The following is a 23039-nucleotide window of genomic DNA, read 5'->3' as shown; positions in this document are numbered from 1 at the left end:
AATATTTAAGGAGGAATTTTATATGAATAGTGTATTGAATAGCGGAAGAACTACTATTTGTGATGCGTATAATGTAGCGGCTCATGATCCATTTAGTTTTCAACACAAATCATTAGATACCGTACAAAAGGAATGGACGGAGTGGAAAAAAAATAATCATAGTTTATACCTAGATCCTATTGTTGGAACTGTGGCTAGTTTTCTGTTAAAGAAAGTGGGGAGTCTTGTTGGAAAAAGGATACTAAGTGAGTTACGGAATTTAATATTTCCTAGTGGTAGTACAAATCTAATGCAAGATATTTTAAGAGAGACAGAAAAATTCCTGAATCAAAGACTTAATACAGACACTCTTGCCCGTGTAAATGCGGAATTGACAGGGCTGCAAGCAAATGTAGAAGAGTTTAATCGACAAGTAGATAATTTTTTGAACCCTAACCGAAACGCTGTTCCTTTATCAATAACTTCTTCAGTTAATACAATGCAACAATTATTTCTAAATAGATTACCCCAGTTCCAGATGCAAGGATACCAACTGTTATTATTACCTTTATTTGCACAGGCAGCCAATTTACATCTTTCTTTTATTAGAGATGTTATTCTAAATGCAGATGAATGGGGAATTTCAGCAGCAACATTACGTACGTATCGAGATTACTTGAAAAATTATACAAGAGATTACTCTAACTATTGTATAAATACGTATCAAAGTGCGTTTAAAGGTTTAAACACTCGTTTACACGATATGTTAGAATTTAGAACATATATGTTTTTAAATGTATTTGAGTATGTATCTATCTGGTCGTTGTTTAAATATCAAAGTCTTCTAGTATCTTCCGGTGCTAATTTATATGCAAGTGGTAGTGGACCACAGCAGACCCAATCATTTACTTCACAAGACTGGCCATTTTTATATTCTCTTTTCCAAGTTAATTCAAATTATGTGTTAAATGGATTTAGTGGTGCTAGGCTTTCTAATACCTTCCCTAATATAGTTGGTTTACCTGGTTCTACTACAACTCACGCATTGCTTGCTGCAAGGGTTAATTACAGTGGAGGAATTTCGTCTGGTGATATAGGTGCATCTCCGTTTAATCAAAATTTTAATTGTAGCACATTTCTCCCCCCATTGTTAACGCCATTTGTTAGGAGTTGGCTAGATTCAGGTTCAGATCGGGAGGGCGTTGCCACCGTTACAAATTGGCAAACAGAATCCTTTGAGACAACTTTAGGGTTAAGGAGTGGTGCTTTTACAGCTCGCGGTAATTCAAACTATTTCCCAGATTATTTTATTCGTAATATTTCTGGAGTTCCTTTAGTTGTTAGAAATGAAGATTTAAGAAGACCGTTACACTATAATGAAATAAGAAATATAGCAAGTCCTTCAGGAACACCTGGTGGAGCACGAGCTTATATGGTATCTGTGCATAACAGAAAAAATAATATCCATGCTGTTCATGAAAATGGTTCTATGATTCATTTAGCGCCAAATGACTATACAGGATTTACTATTTCGCCGATACATGCAACTCAAGTGAATAATCAAACACGAACATTTATTTCTGAAAAATTTGGAAATCAAGGTGATTCTTTAAGGTTTGAACAAAACAACACAACAGCTCGTTATACGCTTAGAGGGAATGGAAATAGTTACAATCTTTATTTAAGAGTTTCTTCAATAGGAAATTCCACTATTCGAGTTACTATAAACGGTAGGGTATATACTGCTACAAATGTTAATACTACTACAAATAACGATGGAGTTAATGATAATGGAGCTCGTTTTTCAGATATTAATATCGGTAATGTAGTAGCAAGTAGTAATTCTGATGTACCATTAGATATAAATGTAACATTAAACTCCGGTACTCAATTTGATCTTATGAATATTATGCTTGTACCAACTAATATTTCACCACTTTATTAAAGTTTGAGGTTCTTATGTAAATATAAGTTTATAGTTTTTGATCTATCTACTAAAATTAAGTATATATAATGTATGGATGTTAGAGGTTGTCTTAAAGTAGTTGAATGATTACTCTGAGGCAACCTCTTTATTTTTATTCTTAGGAATTCACAAATAGTAAAATGATATTTCAGCTATACAAAAAAATAACCATAGATAACATAAAAGTTTTCAAAAATACAATTAAAAGGAATGAGATAATAAAAATACTTAAATTTAAAGAAATAACATTGCATACTATTATTAATTTTTTGTGACATTATTAAACCTCGGTACTGTTTCCAAATGAAAATATGAGTATTTATGTCAAAATTGCAATATATTTATAATCATAATATATGTTTGTGAATTAATAAACTAATTATTTTATGTGTTTTATGTTTAATTTAGTGAAAATTAGCTTTTAAATACTTATATATATATGATTATCATTAAGGAAAAACAAAATGATTTCTTAGTAGGACACTATTATGAGCTAAATTAATAAAAGTTATTTAGTAAAATAATTATGTGTAAGATAGGGGGAAGAATATAAGGTGAATTTTAACAAAAATATTATTAAATATGGATATGGATTTTAGCGATAACTGTAGAAATAGAAAATTTTACAGTGAAATAACTACTTACATTTATGAAACAAAGGGAGGACTGAGTTCTTAATATAGGGAAATAATCTCAGTATTTAGTTCAATTCTATGTTAATAATCTAGGGGAAATAGCTTACTTCGTATTGAAATTAATGTGAACGTGTAAGATTTTAAATCCAAAAATTTATATGGTCCATTGCCAGTGGGCCCCAAAATAATTATTAATATCACACTTTGTGTTAGACAAGGTGATTTAGAGGATGTAACCAATTTTGAAAAACTGTTAATTTTATGGGAATTCGTAAAATATATTCTAATACAATAACATATGTTACAAAAATGAAATTGCGATAGCGAGCGAAGTACATGGTAAAATTGGTACACCATTCCTAGAGAATGGGAGCGTAACTTTAAATGCAAAATGTAATTCTACAAACACTTTGACGTACAAAAACCATGGAATTTTAGATTATGTGGAAACGGTTTAATCTATTATTATGCTCCCGCATACTATTGCCTATATAACGGTATTATTAGATGTGAAAATCAAAGAGGGAGTCTTCACTCATAACTTGGAGAATGATTACCCTTAGTTCAATATAAGGTAATGAATAAAAGCAGGCAAAGTTAGACATATTGGAGATATTCATAAATTCAAAGCTCTTCTATAATTACTGATGATCCAGACTACTATTCAGCTAACCGAGGATGGAATTTTTTAATGAGAATACTGTAACATTTTAAATGTGTTATTTGAATATACGGACATAAAATTAGAAGGGTTTTTTTGAAAAAGTTTAACTATAAAACCCAATATATTATCACTTGAGCAGAAATCTACAAAAAAATGGATTAATTTAATAATGTGCATACCTCAAGTTTAATTTATAAAATACACTTGAGGTATGTATCCATATAGTTCTTTAAACTATTAATATGCTTATTTATTATATAGAATGTCTTCCGAATGAAACAGCAAACACGAAAATAATATTATAGCATCAATATTAAAAGTAACTTTTTTGGATATATATGAGCAGTTGATTTCAACAAAGACTTTTTCCGTTACTATATAGAAACCCATATTTATGTTGATAGCATAAAGACTATTGAAGGGAGCTTGCTTTAGATCAATTTTATAACGGATCGAGTAAGAAACCTTGATAGACACATCAAGAAAAATAAAATTTTTCTTATGAATTAAAATAAAAACAGTTCGAAATATATACCCGAATTACAATTATATTTATTGAATCTAATTCTTAATAACTTATTATAACAATGGAGTGAATTTGATTGTCATTTATAAAAAATAGTAAGATAGGCACTAAATTAAACGGATTGATAACGATATCTATCGTCGCTTGTATAACCCTTTCCACAATAGGTTTTTTTTGTTTAGCAGAAAGTAAGAATGCTTCAACTAACATGTACGAAAATAATTTATTGTCAATCCAACATATTGGATCTGTAGAAGCGAATATTTTCCATGTTAATATGAATTTAATGGAGATGATGATATCAAAAGATGAAAAAAGAAGTAAAGAATTACTGGCGGAGATCAACGATGCTCGAAAAGAAAATGATAAGTTATTAAAACAATTTGAGTCTAAAATTAGTTCTAACAAAGAATTAAAATTGTATAAAGATTTTTACGGATTATTTGATGAATTAAGAATACAAATAAAAAAAATACAAGATATAAACTTATCCAATAATGAAGACTTATTTACATATTATTTAAAAGAGATTGAACCAAATATTAAAAAGGCAATAGAATCTATCCAGGAACTTATTAGATATAACAAAAATAATGCACAACAGTTACAGAAATCTAATATCAGCAGTATAAAAAATACAATGACATTGTTTATTAGCATATCAGTTTTAGCAATAATAATTGTTACTTTAATCGGTTATTTTATTAAACGTGCAATCAAGCAACCAATCATATTATTACAACAAGACATGGAAAAAGTATCTGCAGGTAATTTAACAATACGCACTTCTTATGAATCTAATAATGAATTAGGACATATAGTACACTCTTTTAACAATATGTTAGATAATCTACAACAACTAATAGGAAATGTAAAGAGTACAGCCAACGAGGTTATTTCTTCTACAGAAGGTATGTTAAAAAACACAAAAAAAGCATCTTATCTATCAAATGAAGTTGTTCAAAATATTTCTGAAGTAAATACCAAAATAGAAGGACAATTTATAAGTATCCAAGAGAATTCATCATCATTAAAAGAAATTGCTACCGGAGTTCAAACTATCGCTGAATCATCAAAAATGGTTACTGAAATGTCCGTTGAAACAACTGAACATGTAAATTCAGGCAGTGAAGAAATAAAACAATCCATCCTTCAAATGAATAGTGTACATGCAGTAGTTGAAGAAACCTCTATAGTAATAGATACACTTGTTACACGCACGCAGCAAATTGATAAAGCCCTAGATGCAATTACTAATATTGCAGACCAAACTAATCTTTTAGCATTAAACGCTGCAATTGAAGCTGCACGTGCTGGTGAAAATGGGAAAGGATTTGCAGTGGTTGCAGAAGAAGTAAGGGATTTGGCAGAAAAATCTAAAGAGTTCGCTAATGAAATAAATCATTTAATCAAAAATATTCTACAAGATACAAAAGCTACAGTTGATGTAATGCAAAGGGGGAAACAAAAAGCAATAGAAGGAAAAGAAGCCGCTCAGAAGGCAAACCAAGTATTCTTTTCTGTTGTAAAGGATATTGATAAGATTTCTAGTCAAATGCAAGAGGTATGTGCAGCAACAGAAGAAATGTCTGCTGGAACAGATGAAGTGAATATATCATTGTCAACAGTTTCTAAAACAGCAGCACAAGTAGCTAATGGGACAAGTCATGCTGCACAGTCAATCCAAGAACAGGCAATCTCAATTGAGGATATTGCCAATCAATCTAACAAAGTAAAGGGAAAAGTAGAAGAATTGGTACAGTTAGTTTCACAATTCACTATAGAGGGACATGGAAAGAAGGATTAAATTATATAACGTAACTTTCACTTGACTTAGTAAAACATGTATTGGTGCAAAAAATGGTTCTATTGTGAATTTTTAAGAGATAAAATTTAGGTATGATTGCTAGTGATTTTTGCAATTTATCATACGTAGAAAAAACGAAGTTTGGTCTTTATAAACTTCGTTTTTTTTTATATAGAATGAACGGTTTAAATGCCCTTTAAGGAAAGTGAAGCATGACGAATACTTTAAAATCCTAAGAATTTTGCAACACGTCTTTTTATATTTCTATGCCAATGGTCTTGCTCGATGTTCGCGTTCCTTTCGAAATTGGAAGCCTAGTGTATGACCATTATTACCAATTGGACAATCTAAAAGCTACATTCTCTGTTTTCCTTTATATAGGACCTTTTAATTTCTAAAATGATAATTGTATAAAAAGAATTAATGTTATTTAAGATGTTGAAATATTGTTAAATCTACAATTTTCGCGTTACTTAAAAATAAATTATATTAAGCAACATTATTTGGTGTCTTTAAAGTTTTTTGATTATTGAATGATATTAAGTATAAAAACAGAAAGAAGGGATGAATTTGGATAATAACTCCTTGTTAATAGTATGCTTTAAAAATCATGAAAACTAAAATTGTAGTATTTTTCTCCATAACATCCATAATTTTTTTCATAGTATTCACTTATGTATATAATCAGAAATTACCTAATCATAAGTATCCACAATGGGGTGAATTTCTAAAATATATTTCTTAAACAAGATAGAGGAGTAAGTTTAAGACGGATATTAAATTAATTGAAATTGGACATATTTAGAGTATAGAAAAACTGCTGAGGAGGAAATTATATGAATATTCGAGAAAGTGAATTGCCGGGCATCGGTTATAAATTTCATATTGTCACAAAAGATAATAATAAAATGGTAATCGTGATTCATGATGATGGACGTAGAGAAATGTATCATTTTGATACAGACCACGAAGAAAGTATCTCAAGTGTCTCTTTGTGTGATTCAGAGGCAAGAAAGCTCGCAGCAATATTAGGAGGAATGGTATATAAACCTCAAGCTTTAGAAACAATTGAAATGGCATTTGAAGGAATAACAATTGAATGGTTTAAAGTTGAAAATAAAGCTCTTGCCATTGAAAAAACAATAGGTCAGCTTGAAATAAGAAAAATATACAATGTAACTGTTATAGCCATTATAAGAGAAAACATGAAAAAATTATTTAACCCAGGACCAGAATCTGTTATCGAGAAGGGGGATATGTTAGTAGTCTCTGGAGAAAGAAACGAAGTTAAAAAACTTATTAATGAATTACTTTCAAATAGAGGAGACTGACTAGATGGATACTTTAATTTTTGAAGTTGGTACAGCTCTAATTTTAGTAGCAATTGCAGCAGTAGTCGCTGGAAGGCTTAAATTTTCAATTATTCCTTTTTTAATTGTTCTGGGGATGTTAGTTGGCCCACACGCTCCGGTAATAGGTGTAATCGATTTTAGATTTATAGAAAGTGAAAGTGTAATCTCTTTCTTGGGAAGGATAGGAGTACTTTTTCTTCTATTTTACCTAGGATTAGAATTTTCAATGAAAAAGCTAATTAAATCTGGTCGTTCTATCGCGATTGGTGGAACAATCTATATTTTGATTAATTTTTCGTTGGGGTTACTATATGGATTTTTGATGAGATTCCCTTTATTAGAAACTTTGATTATAGCGGGGGTTATTACAATTTCTTCTAGTGCTATTGTTGCAAAAGTACTAGTTGATTTAAAAAGAACAGGGAATAAAGAAACGGAGCTAATTTTAGGAATTATCATGTTTGAAGATATATTCCTTGCTGTATATTTATCAGTGGTTTCTGGCTTAGTCCTTGGTGATCATGCTTCATTCTTAGGTGCTCTTACCTCAATTGGTATAGCTTTGGGATATATGCTCTTATTCTTTATTGTAGCTAGATGGGCTACTCCGTTATTAAATAAATTGTTGAATATTAGTTCAGATGAAATTTTTATTATAGTAGTATTTTCTTCTTTATTCTTTATCGCTGGTTTTTCTGAAACAATTCATGTTGCGGAAGCAATCGGAGCACTTCTGTTAGGTTTAGTTTTTTCTGAAACAGAGCATAGTGATCGAATTGAACATCTTGTTGTTCCATTTAGAGACTTTTTTGGAGCTATCTTCTTCTTTAGCTTCGGTTTAGGTATAGATCCGTTTTCGTTAGGTGGAGCGATATGGCTAACGTTAGGTGCTGTACTACTGACAATCATTGGGAACTTTGTAGCAGGGATGATTGCAGGAAGGCAAGCTGGATTATCTCATAAAGCATCGACAAATATTGGGTTAACAATCGTGTCAAGGGGGGAGTTTTCAATTATTATGGCTAATATTGGTATGGCGGGTGGTTTAATGTCAGTATTGAAACCGTTCTCAGCACTATATGTACTTATCCTATCTATTTTAGGGCCACTCTTTACTAAAGAATCGAGAAAAATATATAAATTTTTAAATAAAATATTTAAGTGGGATAAAAAATCTGCTTAAATTTAGGGAAATAAAATCTTTTTAATTACTTGCATTTTTATTGTAGAGTTTCTGTAGTTTGCATGAATTGAGGGATTGAATTCCTTGTGTTAATTAACATATATATCGATTTGAAATAAAAAAGGAGCTAAAAGGATTTAATCAACTGTTAGCTCCTTTTAGCTCCTTTTTAGGTATATCGAAAAAAAATCAAATCATACATCACGAAAAGAAGTTTTTAAGAACCATTCCTAAAATTTCAAGGCATTTTAGATGTTTTATGTGGAAAAGCATGGTTAACTTCATCAATAGGTGAAAATATCTATGCTTTTTTATTTCAGGACAGAGATATACTGTACTCATAAATATAGAAATATGTATTTAAGAAAGATTGAAAGCGTATTAAATAATCTGATAGGAGATGTAGCTATATGACAGTATTCAATGTTAAAGAAATTAATAAAATACCTTTTGAAAGTAATATCATTCCAAAAGGAAACCGTAACCGTCCTGCATATACCATGAATCCAAGATATATCACAATTCACACCACTGCAAACCAAAATGCAGGTGCAGATGCAAGAGCGCATGCTAGATATGTTAACAATGGTGGTGGATCATCTGGTGTATCCTGGCATTTTACGGTAGACGATCATCGGATTGTACAGCACTTACCACTAAATGAGAATGGTTGGCATGCCGGAGACGGGAATGGAGCGGGTAATCGCTCGTCTATCGGCATTGAAATTTGTGAAAATCGTGATGGTAATTTTGAAAAAGCCTTAACCCATGCTGCGGGTCTCGTTAAGTTTCTCATGGCTCACCTTGGATTAAAGATTGGGAACGTAGTTTCCCATCAACATTGGAGTGGAAAGAACTGTCCACGTCCGATATTTAATCGACCAGGTGGATTTGAGGGTTTCAAGAGGATGATTGAAGATAGTCTAAACGATATGGTTGTAGAGAATCATAACAAGGATGCGGGTACACAAGGATTAGGAATTGCTTACATGGAAGGTGTAAATATTAACCTTCGCAGAGGACCTAGCACGAGTAGTGATGTAATTCGTAAATTGAACAAACCTGAATCTTATATTGTTTGGGAAGAACGTGAGGGCTGGCTGAACCTAGGTAATTCATGGGTGAAATATGACTCTTCCTATATTTACTTTGCCCGTAGACAAACGAGTAATATTGGTAAATTAGTTGTTGTAGATACAAACGAATTATGGGTCTATGGTTCTGCTAATTGGAATGATAAGATTAAGACTGTAAAAAAAGGGGAAGCATTTACAATTCAAGATGAATTGCAGGTAAATGGTTCTAACATGTATAAGTGTAAGTATTTCTACATTACCGCAAATTCTCAATTTGTATATGTAAAATAGGAAAAGTGGATTTTATATATAAGTATAAAAAGTAATAAGACTTTAAAATAAGTTAACGGAATACAAACCCTTAATGCATTGGTTAAACATTGTAAAGTCTAAAGCATGGATAATGGGCGAGAAGTAAGTAGATTGTTAACACCCTGGGTCAAAAATTGATATTTAGTAAAATTAGTTGCACTTTGTGCATTTTTTCATAAGATGAGTCATATGTTTTAAATTGTAGTAATGAAAAACAGTATTATATCATAATGAATTGGTATCTTAATAAAAGAGATGGAGGTAACTTATGGATAACAATCCGAACATCAATGAATGCATTCCTTATAATTGTTTAAGTAACCCTGAAGTAGAAGTATTAGGTGGAGAAAGAATAGAAACTGGTTACACCCCAATCGATATTTCCTTGTCGCTAACGCAATTTCTTTTGAGTGAATTTGTTCCCGGTGCTGGATTTGTGTTAGGACTAGTTGATATAATATGGGGAATTTTTGGTCCCTCTCAATGGGACGCATTTCTTGTACAAATTGAACAGTTAATTAACCAAAGAATAGAAGAATTCGCTAGGAACCAAGCCATTTCTAGATTAGAAGGACTAAGCAATCTTTATCAAATTTACGCAGAATCTTTTAGAGAGTGGGAAGCAGATCCTACTAATCCAGCATTAAGAGAAGAGATGCGTATTCAATTCAATGACATGAACAGTGCCCTTACAACCGCTATTCCTCTTTTTGCAGTTCAAAATTATCAAGTTCCTCTTTTATCAGTATATGTTCAAGCTGCAAATTTACATTTATCAGTTTTGAGAGATGTTTCAGTGTTTGGACAAAGGTGGGGATTTGATGCCGCGACTATCAATAGTCGTTATAATGATTTAACTAGGCTTATTGGCAACTATACAGATTATGCTGTGCGCTGGTACAATACGGGATTAGAGCGTGTATGGGGACCGGATTCTAGAGATTGGGTAAGGTATAATCAATTTAGAAGAGAGCTAACACTTACTGTATTAGATATCGTTGCTCTATTCTCAAATTATGATAGTCGAAGGTATCCAATTCGAACAGTTTCCCAATTAACAAGAGAAATTTATACGAACCCAGTATTAGAAAATTTTGATGGTAGTTTTCGTGGAATGGCTCAGAGAATAGAACAGAATATTAGGCAACCACATCTTATGGATATCCTTAATAGTATAACCATTTATACTGATGTGCATAGAGGCTTTAATTATTGGTCAGGGCATCAAATAACAGCTTCTCCTGTAGGGTTTTCAGGACCAGAATTCGCATTCCCTTTATTTGGGAATGCGGGGAATGCAGCTCCACCCGTACTTGTCTCATTAACTGGTTTGGGGATTTTTAGAACATTATCTTCACCTTTATATAGAAGAATTATACTTGGTTCAGGCCCAAATAATCAGGAACTGTTTGTCCTTGATGGAACGGAGTTTTCTTTTGCCTCCCTAACGACCAACTTGCCTTCCACTATATATAGACAAAGGGGTACAGTCGATTCACTAGATGTAATACCGCCACAGGATAATAGTGTACCACCTCGTGCGGGATTTAGCCATCGATTGAGTCATGTTACAATGCTGAGCCAAGCAGCTGGAGCAGTTTACACCTTGAGAGCTCCAACGTTTTCTTGGCAGCATCGCAGTGCTGAATTTAATAATATAATTCCTTCATCACAAATTACACAAATACCTTTAACAAAATCTACTAATCTTGGCTCTGGAACTTCTGTCGTTAAAGGACCAGGATTTACAGGAGGAGATATTCTTCGAAGAACTTCACCTGGCCAGATTTCAACCTTAAGAGTAAATATTACTGCACCATTATCACAAAGATATCGGGTAAGAATTCGCTACGCTTCTACTACAAATTTACAATTCCATACATCAATTGACGGAAGACCTATTAATCAGGGTAATTTTTCAGCAACTATGAGTAGTGGGAGTAATTTACAGTCCGGAAGCTTTAGGACTGTAGGTTTTACTACTCCGTTTAACTTTTCAAATGGATCAAGTGTATTTACGTTAAGTGCTCATGTCTTCAATTCAGGCAATGAAGTTTATATAGATCGAATTGAATTTGTTCCGGCAGAAGTAACCTTTGAGGCAGAATATGATTTAGAAAGAGCACAAAAGGCGGTGAATGAGCTGTTTACTTCTTCCAATCAAATCGGGTTAAAAACAGATGTGACGGATTATCATATTGATCAAGTATCCAATTTAGTTGAGTGTTTATCAGATGAATTTTGTCTGGATGAAAAACAAGAATTGTCCGAGAAAGTCAAACATGCGAAGCGACTTAGTGATGAGCGGAATTTACTTCAAGATCCAAACTTCAGAGGGATCAATAGACAACTAGACCGTGGCTGGAGAGGAAGTACGGATATTACCATCCAAGGAGGCGATGACGTATTCAAAGAGAATTACGTTACGCTATTGGGTACCTTTGATGAGTGCTATCCAACGTATTTATATCAAAAAATAGATGAGTCGAAATTAAAAGCCTATACCCGTTATCAATTAAGAGGGTATATCGAAGATAGTCAAGACTTAGAAATCTATTTAATTCGCTACAATGCAAAACATGAAACAGTAAATGTGCCAGGTACGGGTTCCTTATGGCCGCTTTCAGCCCAAAGTCCAATCGGAAAGTGTGGAGAGCCGAATCGATGCGCGCCACACCTTGAATGGAATCCTGACTTAGATTGTTCGTGTAGGGATGGAGAAAAGTGTGCCCATCATTCGCATCATTTCTCCTTAGACATTGATGTAGGATGTACAGACTTAAATGAGGACCTAGGTGTATGGGTGATCTTTAAGATTAAGACGCAAGATGGGCACGCAAGACTAGGGAATCTAGAGTTTCTCGAAGAGAAACCATTAGTAGGAGAAGCGCTAGCTCGTGTGAAAAGAGCGGAGAAAAAATGGAGAGACAAACGTGAAAAATTGGAATGGGAAACAAATATCGTTTATAAAGAGGCAAAAGAATCTGTAGATGCTTTATTTGTAAACTCTCAATATGATCAATTACAAGCGGATACGAATATTGCCATGATTCATGCGGCAGATAAACGTGTTCATAGCATTCGAGAAGCTTATCTGCCTGAGCTGTCTGTGATTCCGGGTGTCAATGCGGCTATTTTTGAAGAATTAGAAGGGCGTATTTTCACTGCATTCTCCCTATATGATGCGAGAAATGTCATTAAAAATGGTGATTTTAATAATGGCTTATCCTGCTGGAACGTGAAAGGGCATGTAGATGTAGAAGAACAAAACAACCAACGTTCGGTCCTTGTTGTTCCGGAATGGGAAGCAGAAGTGTCACAAGAAGTTCGTGTCTGTCCGGGTCGTGGCTATATCCTTCGTGTCACAGCGTACAAGGAGGGATATGGAGAAGGTTGCGTAACCATTCATGAGATCGAGAACAATACAGACGAACTGAAGTTTAGCAACTGCGTAGAAGAGGAAATCTATCCAAATAACACGGTAACGTGTAATGATTATACTGTAAATCAAGAAGAATACGGAGGTGCGTACACTTCTCGTAATCGAGGATATAACGAAGCTCCTTCCGTACCAGCTGATTATGCGTCAGTCTATGAAGAAAAATCGTATACAGATGGACGAAGAGAGAATCCTTGTGAATTTAACAGAGGGTATAGGGATTACACGCCACTACCAGTTGGTTATGTGACAAAAGAATTAGAATACTTCCCAGAAACCGATAAGGTATGGATTGAGATTGGAGAAACGGAAGGAACATTTATCGTGGACAGCGTGGAATTACTCCTTATGGAGGAATAGTCTCATGCAAACTCAGGTTTAAATATCGTTTTCAAATCAATTGTCCAAGAGCAGCATTACAAATAGATAAGTAATTTGTTGTAATGAAAAACGGACATCACCTCCATTGAAACGGAGTGATGTCCGTTTTACTATGTTATTTTCTAGTAATACATATGTATAGAGCAACTTAATCAAGCAGAGATATTTTCACCTATCGATGAAAATATCTCTGCTTTTTCTTTTTTTATTTGGTATATGCTTTACTTGTAATCGAAAATAAAGCACTAATAAGAGTATTTATAGGTGTTTGAAGTTATTTCAGTTCATTTTTAAAGAAGGTTTAAAGACGTTAGAAAGTTATTAAGGAATAATATTTATTAGTAAATTCCACATATATTATATAATTAATTATGAAATATATGTATAAATTGAAAATGCTTTATTTGACATTACAGCTAAGTATAATTTTGTATGAATAAAATTATATCTGAAAATTAAATAATAGTATAAGTGGAGGGATTAATATGAAACTAAAGAATCAAGATAAGCATCAAAGTTTTTCTTGCAATGCGAAAGTAGATAAAATCTCTACGGATTCACTAAAAAATGAAACAGATATAGAATTACAAAACATTAATCATGAAGATTGTTTGAAAATGTCTGAGTATGAAAATGTAGAGCCGTTTGTTAGTGCATCAACAATTCAAACAGGTATTGGTATTGCGGGTAAAATACTTGGTACCCTAGGCGTTCCTTTTGCAGGACAAGTAGCTAGTCTTTATAGTTTTATCTTAGGTGAGCTATGGCCTAAGGGGAAAAATCAATGGGAAATCTTTATGGAACATGTAGAAGAGATTATTAATCAAAAAATATCAACTTATGCAAGAAATAAAGCACTTACAGACTTGAAAGGATTAGGAGATGCCTTAGCTGTCTACCATGATTCGCTTGAAAGTTGGGTTGGAAATCGTAATAACACAAGGGCTAGGAGTGTTGTCAAGAGCCAATATATCGCATTAGAATTGATGTTCGTTCAGAAACTACCTTCTTTTGCAGTGTCTGGAGAGGAGGTACCATTATTACCGATATATGCCCAAGCTGCAAATTTACATTTGTTGCTATTAAGAGATGCATCTATTTTTGGAAAAGAGTGGGGATTATCATCTTCAGAAATTTCAACATTTTATAACCGTCAAGTCGAACGAGCAGGAGATTATTCCGACCATTGTGTGAAATGGTATAGCACAGGTCTAAATAACTTGAGGGGTACAAATGCCGAAAGTTGGGTACGATATAATCAATTCCGTAGAGACATGACTTTAATGGTACTAGATTTAGTGGCACTATTTCCAAGCTATGATACACAAATGTATCCAATTAAAACTACAGCCCAACTTACAAGAGAAGTATATACAGACGCAATTGGGACAGTACATCCGCATCCAAGTTTTACAAGTACGACTTGGTATAATAATAATGCACCTTCGTTCTCTGCCATAGAGGCTGCTGTTGTTCGAAACCCGCATCTACTCGATTTTCTAGAACAAGTTACAATTTACAGCTTATTAAGTCGATGGAGTAACACTCAGTATATGAATATGTGGGGAGGACATAAACTAGAATTCCGAACAATAGGAGGAACGTTAAATATCTCAACACAAGGATCTACTAATACTTCTATTAATCCTGTAACATTACCGTTCACTTCTCGAGACGTCTATAGGACTGAATCATTGGCAGGGCTGAATCTATTTTTAACTCAACCTGTTAATGGAGTACCTAGGGTTGATTTTCATTGGAAATTCGTCACACATCCGATCGCATCTGATAATTTCTATTATCCAGGGTATGCTGGAATTGGGACGCAATTACAGGATTCAGAAAATGAATTACCACCTGAAGCAACAGGACAGCCAAATTATGAATCTTATAGTCATAGATTATCTCATATAGGACTCATTTCAGCATCACATGTGAAAGCATTGGTATATTCTTGGACGCATCGTAGTGCAGATCGTACAAATACAATTGAGCCAAATAGCATTACACAAATACCATTAGTAAAAGCTTTCAATCTGTCTTCAGGTGCCGCTGTAGTGAGAGGACCAGGATTTACAGGTGGGGATATCCTTCGAAGAACGAATACTGGTACATTTGGGGATATACGAGTAAATATTAATCCACCATTTGCACAAAGATATCGCGTGAGGATTCGCTATGCTTCTACCACAGATTTACAATTCCATACGTCAATTAACGGTAAAGCTATTAATCAAGGTAATTTTTCAGCAACTATGAATAGAGGAGAGGACTTAGACTATAAAACCTTTAGAACTGTAGGCTTTACCACTCCATTTAGCTTTTTAGATGTACAAAGTACATTCACAATAGGTGCTTGGAACTTCTCTTCAGGTAACGAAGTTTATATAGATAGAATTGAATTTGTTCCGGTAGAAGTAACATATGAGGCAGAATATGATTTTGAAAAAGCGCAAGAGAAGGTTACTGCACTGTTTACATCTACGAATCCAAGAGGATTAAAAACAGATGTAAAGGATTATCATATTGACCAGGTATCAAATTTAGTAGAGTCTCTATCAGATGAATTCTATCTTGATGAAAAGAGAGAATTATTCGAGATAGTTAAATACGCGAAGCAACTCCATATTGAGCGTAACATGTAGAATTAAAATCTACCTAAATCCAGAAAAATAAAAGGGTTAAATATACAATTCTTGTACCAATATTTTGAGTGATTAGATGTAGGATGAAATTTAATTGTATGCTATTTAACAGTAGAGATATTAAAAATTAATTTATCTATACATTAATAGTATAGACATACAAACATAAGAGAGCATTGTCTTTTCGTAGGCTACAATGCTCTCTATTTACTATTTATTTTTCTTTTGTATCTTCAAATTGACGTTGTTCTAAGCGTTCTATTGCAGCTCGTCGTTTAGTATCATCAATGTTTGTATAAAGAGATGTTGTTTCCATAGAATTATGTCCCATTTGATTTGCTAATAATACTAAATCTTTATTTTCATTATAGTGATTAGTAGCATAAGTATGACGTAATTTATGAGGGCTTTTCTTTTCATCAAAAGCCCTTGTGTATTTCTCTGTAAGCTTTTGTATAGCATTAACAGAAATTTGCGCATAGGATCCTTTATAATTTGTTACAAATAGAATATCTTCAGCATCAGGACACTTGTAACGAGCAGCACGTACTTTTAGATACTCTTGAACATCATCTAGGGCTGTTTGTGTAGCCAAAATAGATGATTTTTTATCTCCTTTTCGTACAACTTTAATGTAACGAGTACGAAAATTGATACTAGAAATAGTTAAACTAGCTGTTTCAGATACCCGAAGTCCTGTACCTAAAATTAAACTTAGAATAGCAATATCACGCTCTCTATCGCGTTTGAAGAATCTTAACTTACCGGGAGCGTTTTCTTTTAGCATTTGCTCATATTCATTAGATAAAAAGCGCATAAATTTAATATCATCATTATTGTGAAAAATAACTTCAGAAATTTCTTTCGCTCTTGCTGAAGCGTCAATTTTTTCCTTATGAATTTCCATTTTGGCCATAACATTTCTATAAAAGTAACATTCTCCATTATCATCTTCAGTGTTTTTGGTTAGGTAGTTAAATAATGATTTTAGAGCTGAAAATGTTCGTATAATTGCCTTTGTTTTATTACCTTGTCTCTCTAAATAGCTTTTAAACCTTTTTACTTGTTTAAGAGGAAGGTGTTCCAATGTTTCAATTGGCACCTCATGTAATTTCGTAACCGTTACAACTTCTCCATTTACGAAAACAAGACGAGAGGAGATCAACCAATGTAAAAACATTTCATATTCAATTAAATATCCATACAAAGTAGCAGGGGAGAGGTTCGTTTTCTCTTCAATATATTCAATGATATACCAAGGCATTTTTTCTTTATGACGTTCTACACGTGCTTTATACACTTGTTTTTCTCGATTGCTCAATTTTTTCACCTCAAACTTCAAAACAGTACATTGATTTTCTATAATCAATGTACTGTTTTGTCTTAATTTGTCTAATTTTACATTAAATACAATTTTAATTGATATTCTTACGAAAACAACTTTATATAGAATTTCCATTTAAATTAACTTTTAAAAGTCTTTAATTTATTGCATAAATATCTCTAGATGCTGCATTGTCTTTTTTATATGATTATTTTTAAATACGTGTTTTTTACGTTCATTCCAACTATGGATATAATTGATAATCTCATCGAAATCCATTATTGAATTATTTCCATACTTTATAGACCAATGTACAGTAGCTAAAAGCTCCATACCATAAGGGGTTTCATATCCTTCAATTAAATTTTTTACCTCTTCAAGTCTTTTTAAAGATTCTTCATCATGAGAGATAAACTCTTTAGCTTCTAATATTGCATCTTCAAACAGATTAATATCAGATTTAGAATTTCGATCACCATAACCACGAATATAATGTCCTTCTAAACGAATTAAAACATGATTTAAATTTTCCGCATATGGACCATATATATATTTCACAAAATTTAAACGAAGAGGCTCTCCACACTCTTGTAAAAAATAAGCTAATTTCTGTATTTCGAGAAGCGAAAGGTGATATCCTGGAGCTCTGTATTGCTCCATTAATAATAGTAAAAGAGCTCTTGCTTTTGTCATTTTTGGCTTAGTTGTACCTATTTTCATGCTATTTGGATCAGGATGACCAGAAGGTTCATATAGATAAACTGTAGTATTTAAGTCCTCTAATGACTTTATAATTAAAGGCTGTACTTCACTCCAATCTAAGCCCCCATTACCACATCCAAGAGGAGGTAATGCGATCGATTTTATATTATAATTAATAATTTCATTTCTTAAAGAACTAAGCCCACTCTTAATATCTTCAATTCTTGATTTATTCTTCCAATGCCTTTTAGTTGGAAAGTTTATAATGTATTCTGGTGATCCTAAGAGGTGTGTTTTATATATAAACATTTTCCCAGGCTGAACTTGATTAATTTTACATGCCTTCTGATAAGCTTTAAAATTATCAGGGAATGCTTGTTTAAATTGAAGGGCGATACCTTTTCCCATTACACCGACTGTATTAACGGTATTCACCAAAGCTTGTGCATCAGCTTCTAACAAATTGCCTTTTGTTATTTTAATCAATTTCTACCACCACCTTAATAATACCAATTAGGTTTTAATTTAACTGTTAAAGAAACATTATGTTCAGTTAATATTTTTTCGGTTTCTTCTTTATATTTTTGACTATAGACTGCAATCCCGATAATACAGTCAAGTGGGACATATTGGTAAACCAGAAACTCTGCCATTCTTCTACGCTTTCTATCATTGTCTTCAATCGTGTCATGCCAATATTTACTCTTCATTATATCCCAATCAATGTTGTGCAATTCTTTAAGATCATTGTAATACTCAGTGAAGTGCATTATTCCATGGCCATCAGTAAAACAAAAAGGAACCCCGTTTTGCTTTATTTTTTGCGCTGACGATACAAAATAAATGAGAGGCCCTTGCCCCTCATTATATTGTGTGACATTACCTTTATAGATACTGTATAACATAGGTGATTTTGGAGCGAAATAGAATGGAACATATTTATGTAATGTTCCAAATGGTTCTACTGGAACTGAGTAATAAGCTCGTCTGTTTTGTATATCATTATTAGCAATATTACAATATGTTTGCCCATTATTCATGATGCTAGAGACACACACGAGTCCATTTGAAGATAATATTTTTGATAAATTTCTATAATGAGTCATATGATATATAAATGTGTTTGAATGCATTATGTACCTCACGATATTAACGTTTAATTTTATTTATATTATAACACACTATAATTATCAATTAAACTCGAATTTAATGTAAAATTCGAGTTTAATTAGCTTCCCTTTTATTTTGTCTAGAACGAAATATCGATGTTATTATTTCTTGCAATTAGTCTAACGATAATTCTACGGAACATATATGTTTGAATACAAATTGTATATATTGAAAGCAATTTTTCGCAAAATTAATAGAGCTTGGTCCTATTGAAGATGACTGCGGAAACAGTTGGTCTTCAAATAAAAAAAGTGAATTTTAACAAAAGCTTTTGTTATGTTTGGTCAACTATACTTTTGATATTTACTCTGAAATTTAAAAGCATTACATCTTTTATAATTTGTAAGGAATGAGCTAATTTGAACTACTCACCACTTATCGTCCTTACGGACTGTTTGAAGTGGAAGATTCCTGCGAACACCGATGTATCCACCGGTTATCTTAGCAGGCTCTGCCCGTAGTCCCTACGGTGAAAACATAAGTGGCTTGTACGTTGACTCACCACGCTTCCTACTTTAGCTTAGTTTTCGCAACTTCAGCAAACGTGGGGCGAAAGAACGTTGAAGATTTTACGGTTGCAACGTTTTTCTGCAACCAACCTCATATCTTCAGTTTTCAAAGAGCAATCTATACAAGTATATGGTAGCAAACATGTTGGCTTATACCAACCGACATTCATCTCCCACCTAAAATTGGTGTTTCACACCTTCACACTTTTGAGGAAGGAGTCTTCAGTCGGAAAACGATAAAGCTGTTAAAGAGCTACCTAATTAGCTCATTTTCAGGACCTAAAATAGTATACAGTATATATCAATTAAACCTTTCTATTCAAGAAATTGATAAATTCATCCTTATTTAAAGGTTTACTGTAATAATATCCTTGAATAAAATAGCATGCATTACGCTGTAACACTGTTAATTGTTCTTTCGTTTCTACCCCTTCTGCGATCACTTTCATATTTAAAGTATGTGCTAATGAAATAATGGTTTGTATAATTTCATTTCCATCCATAGAAGTCCCGATCCTATTAACAAATTCTCTTGGAATTTTCAAAGTATCAATTGGATACAAAGGAAGATATGCTAATGAAGAATATCCTGTACCAAAATCATCAATTGATAAATGTACACCATATGATTTTAATGCTTTTAACTTCGATAAGGTTTCTTTTTCATCTACCATTGCTATTCTCTCTGTTAATTCCAAATCAATCGAACTAGCAGGTACTCCTATCTCTCCAATGGTAGATATAATTGTTTGAACAAAATCTTTCTGTTCAAACTCTATCGCTGATAAATTTATCCCCATCTTTAGATTTGAAAAGCCCGCAGAATGCCATTCTTTCAGTTGTTGACACGCTTTCTGTAACGTCCACTTCCCAATTGAAATAATCTGTGAAGTTTCTTCTGCAATAGGTATAAACTCAAAAGGAGAAATCAGTCCAAGCTCTGGATGTTGCCAACGTATTAAAGCCTCTGCACCAATAACCTTACCTGCCTTACTATCAATTAGCGGTTGATACAATAAAAACAACTCACTATTTTCAATTGCATTTGGTAAATCCTGTTCTAATCGTAATCGATGGGTTACTTTTTGAGATAATGTCTCGTCATACATACAAACAGCATTGTTACCTTTTTCCTTTGCGCTATACATAGCGATATCAGCATGTTGTAAAAGTGTAGTAGTATTTATCCCTCCAAATGGATACACTGCTATTCCTATACTAAGAGATAAGTAAAAACTATGCTGATTTACTACAAATGGTTCTTCAGTTATACGAAATAGAGTTTTACACAAACCCAATAGCTGTTGCTCTGTTTGGTTATGGACAATAATCGCAAACTCATCTCCACCTATTCTTGCTAGAGGAATAGTCGGTGAAAGACATGCCCTAAAACGTTTGGCAACTTCTTTTAAAACCCTGTCACCAATCGAATGACCCAGTGTATCATTAATAGTCTTAAAGCGATTTAAATCAATATACAGGAGCCCAAACTTATCCTGTGTTTTTTGTGCACGCTTAATGGATCTATCCAATTCTTGTTGGAAGAATATACGATTTCCAATCTCCGTCACCGTATCATGAAATGCTAGGTAGTTTATCTCATCTTGCTGTTGTTTCATTTTTGTAATGTCTTTTACCATTACATAGCTCCCAAAAGTTTGTCTCTCTATCATTATAGGAACAATGGTTACAGACCAAAAATGTACGTCCTTCACATTATTATTTTTCACACGTAACTGTAAAGAATCCGAACTGCATCGTCCCTCCTGCTTTAGAGCCTCTTCCAATTCAAATCTATCTTCATCTAAGAAAATAGAGATGCACTCTTTTCCTATTAATTCGACACTTTTTTTTCCTAATAATATACTTCCAGCCTGGTTTATATTCAATACTATGCCGTTTGAATCGATAGTTAAAATAGGATCTGGATGATATTCATATAAAGACTTAAATTTTTCTTGTTTTTCCAGCAAATCATTAGATTTTTTGATTAAATCTGCAGTTTTTTGTGATATTTTTTGTTCTAATTGACTATTAAACACTTTTAACTTTTTGGTTAAATCTCGGTTTTGCATTCGCATAATTGTATGACGTATCAGTACAAATACAAATGTTATACAATTTCCAGTAATGAGTGTAGATGAATGGGTTTGCTCTTTAAAGGTAAAACCAATTAAAATCGTAACTGCAAGATAAGGAAAAGATACTAGGATTTTCTCCCCCAATATTGGATTGATAATAAAATAATTTCTTTTAGAAAATGACTCTTTCGGTATAGTAGCAGCAATAGCGATTAATAAAAGAAAAACTCTATATAAACATCTTAACAGTATGACTGCACGATCCGATAATTCATCTTGTACATAAAAATATAAGTAGTCAGTACTAGCCAATCCAATTAATACTATAATAAAAATATATAGTTTGTTTTTCGCATTAAAAATAGTTGGTCTAAATACAAGGCTAATCCCAAGTAAAAAAAGTAATAAATCTATAATTGGAAAAACAAATGAAAGAAAGATATCTCCAATTGAAAAAGATAAAAAATGGGCTGTAGGGTTATTAAATATGTACCATTCTAAAGTAAATATTGAAGTAACTACAATACATATATCACAGAGTAAATATGATTTTTCCCAGTTAGTGCACTCTTTTATAATTTTATAAAGAAAAGCAAAAAGTAAAAGAAATAAGAAAAACAACAAAAATACATCCGAAAGTGTTCAATCGGTATTTCTATATCAAGAACCTGGAAAATGGATATGAAATTCCCTAATAAGAAACAACCTATTGCAAAAGTCATGCATACCCAGAAGACTTCTATTTTAATTTTCCTTAATAATATAGAGTAAAGTAATGAAGCAACTACAATAGTTTCAACAATTAAAGACGATATTCGTATATTAAATTCAGTTAAAAAATAAAAATTAGGAAAAGCAAATAAAAAAAGCAAATAAAAACTTACATAACTAATTAATACAGTTACTAAAAAAATAAATTGTCCCTGTGAATATTTAGACAATGAGCTCACCTTCTTAATATTTTTTGGATCCTGTTCATAAAAGAATGTGTATATAACAATAAATGTGGTTCTTTCTTTTATCTTTTTCTGATATTCATTTCCTTTCTCAATTTGTGTGAAACTATGATATCACCAACAAATAGGTGAGAAATAAATGTCAGTTAGCGTAAGCCAACGAATTTGCCACTAAATATTTGTACAGATTGCTCTTTGAAAATTGAAGATATGGGGTTAGTTGCACATGCCCATCAACTTAAGAGTGAGCACAACCTGAGCTTTCGACTCATCGGATCAAAACATTCCTAAAATAAAAGCATACTCTTAAAAATAAGCATCTCAAATAAACC

10 protein-coding genes and 1 pseudogene are annotated in these 23039 nt (G+C 32.7%); 7 read left to right on the top strand and 4 right to left on the bottom strand.

The genetic code is table 11. From position 1 onward, the window contains the following. Positions 1–22 precede the first annotated feature (22 nt). The 7 genes from cry2Ab (at position 23) to cry1Ia (ending at position 15965) form a co-directional block, all read left to right on the top strand. A complete protein-coding gene (cry2Ab, locus tag MR168_RS18615; protein ID WP_001089638.1) occupies positions 23–1924 on the top strand; it encodes a pesticidal protein Cry2Ab in 1902 nt (633 codons plus the stop codon). Between the two features lie 1922 nt (positions 1925–3846). Continuing rightward, the gene (locus tag MR168_RS18610; RefSeq protein WP_016090221.1) at positions 3847–5577 is read left to right on the top strand and encodes a methyl-accepting chemotaxis protein; all 1731 of its coding nucleotides are present in this window, start codon (positions 3847–3849) and stop codon (positions 5575–5577) included. Between the two features lie 836 nt (positions 5578–6413). Next, positions 6414–6908 (top strand): cation:proton antiporter regulatory subunit, encoded by a 495-nt coding sequence (locus MR168_RS18605; protein ID WP_001026061.1) that lies wholly within the window; start codon positions 6414–6416, stop codon positions 6906–6908. A gap of 4 nt (positions 6909–6912) precedes the next feature. After that, the gene (locus MR168_RS18600) at positions 6913–8112 is read left to right on the top strand and encodes a cation:proton antiporter (RefSeq protein ID WP_000380161.1); all 1200 of its coding nucleotides are present in this window, start codon (positions 6913–6915) and stop codon (positions 8110–8112) included. Positions 8113–8522: 410 nt separating this feature from the next. Then, positions 8523–9479 (top strand): N-acetylmuramoyl-L-alanine amidase, encoded by a 957-nt coding sequence (locus tag MR168_RS18595; protein ID WP_000215668.1) that lies wholly within the window; start codon positions 8523–8525, stop codon positions 9477–9479. A gap of 289 nt (positions 9480–9768) precedes the next feature. After that, positions 9769–13299 carry an insecticidal delta-endotoxin Cry8Ea1 family protein gene (locus tag MR168_RS18590; protein WP_000369823.1) on the top strand — a complete coding sequence of 1177 codons (3531 nt, stop codon included), beginning with the start codon at positions 9769–9771 and terminating at the stop codon, positions 13297–13299. Between the two features lie 506 nt (positions 13300–13805). Continuing rightward, positions 13806–15965 carry a pesticidal crystal protein Cry1Ia gene (gene cry1Ia, locus MR168_RS18585; protein ID WP_103597599.1) on the top strand — a complete coding sequence of 720 codons (2160 nt, stop codon included), beginning with the start codon at positions 13806–13808 and terminating at the stop codon, positions 15963–15965. Between the two features lie 214 nt (positions 15966–16179). Here the strand turns inward: cry1Ia and xerS are convergent, their stop codons facing one another. The 4 genes and pseudogenes from xerS to MR168_RS18565 form a co-directional block, all read right to left on the bottom strand. Next, complete coding sequence (gene xerS / locus MR168_RS18580) at positions 16180–17286, bottom strand: tyrosine recombinase XerS (protein WP_014481901.1); 1107 nt, start codon at positions 17284–17286, stop codon at positions 16180–16182. Between the two features lie 165 nt (positions 17287–17451). Further along, the gene (darG, locus tag MR168_RS18575) at positions 17452–18477 is read right to left on the bottom strand and encodes a type II toxin-antitoxin system antitoxin DNA ADP-ribosyl glycohydrolase DarG (RefSeq protein WP_000591046.1); all 1026 of its coding nucleotides are present in this window, start codon (positions 18475–18477) and stop codon (positions 17452–17454) included. Between the two features lie 14 nt (positions 18478–18491). Continuing rightward, on the bottom strand, positions 18492–19097 hold the full coding sequence (gene darT / locus MR168_RS18570; RefSeq protein ID WP_228161298.1) for a type II toxin-antitoxin system toxin DNA ADP-ribosyl transferase DarT: 606 nt from the start codon (positions 19095–19097) through the stop codon (positions 18492–18494). 878 nt (positions 19098–19975) lie between these two features. Beyond that, positions 19976–22473 (bottom strand): annotated as a pseudogene (locus MR168_RS18565) (sensor domain-containing protein). Between the last annotated feature and the right edge of the window lie 566 nt (positions 22474–23039).

Source organism: Bacillus cereus group sp. BfR-BA-01356 (genome assembly GCF_022663635.1).
GTDB classification, from domain to species: domain Bacteria; phylum Bacillota; class Bacilli; order Bacillales; family Bacillaceae_G; genus Bacillus_A; species Bacillus_A cereus.
The sequence above is the reverse complement of the archived record's forward strand: the minus strand, read 5'-3'. Positions and strand labels throughout refer to the sequence as shown.

Excerpts from the sequence above, each read along its gene's own strand:
- cry2Ab (WP_001089638.1), top strand. The coding sequence starts at position 23 with ATGAATAGTGTATTGAATAGCGGAAGAACTACTATTTGTGATGCGTAT.
- MR168_RS18605 (WP_001026061.1), top strand. The coding sequence starts at position 6,414 with ATGAATATTCGAGAAAGTGAATTGCCGGGCATCGGTTATAAATTTCAT.
- MR168_RS18600 (WP_000380161.1), top strand. The coding sequence starts at position 6,913 with ATGGATACTTTAATTTTTGAAGTTGGTACAGCTCTAATTTTAGTAGCA.
- MR168_RS18595 (WP_000215668.1), top strand. The coding sequence starts at position 8,523 with ATGACAGTATTCAATGTTAAAGAAATTAATAAAATACCTTTTGAAAGT.
- MR168_RS18590 (WP_000369823.1), top strand. The coding sequence starts at position 9,769 with ATGGATAACAATCCGAACATCAATGAATGCATTCCTTATAATTGTTTA.
- cry1Ia (WP_103597599.1), top strand. The coding sequence starts at position 13,806 with ATGAAACTAAAGAATCAAGATAAGCATCAAAGTTTTTCTTGCAATGCG.
- darT (WP_228161298.1), bottom strand. The coding sequence starts at position 19,097 with ATGACTCATTATAGAAATTTATCAAAAATATTATCTTCAAATGGACTC.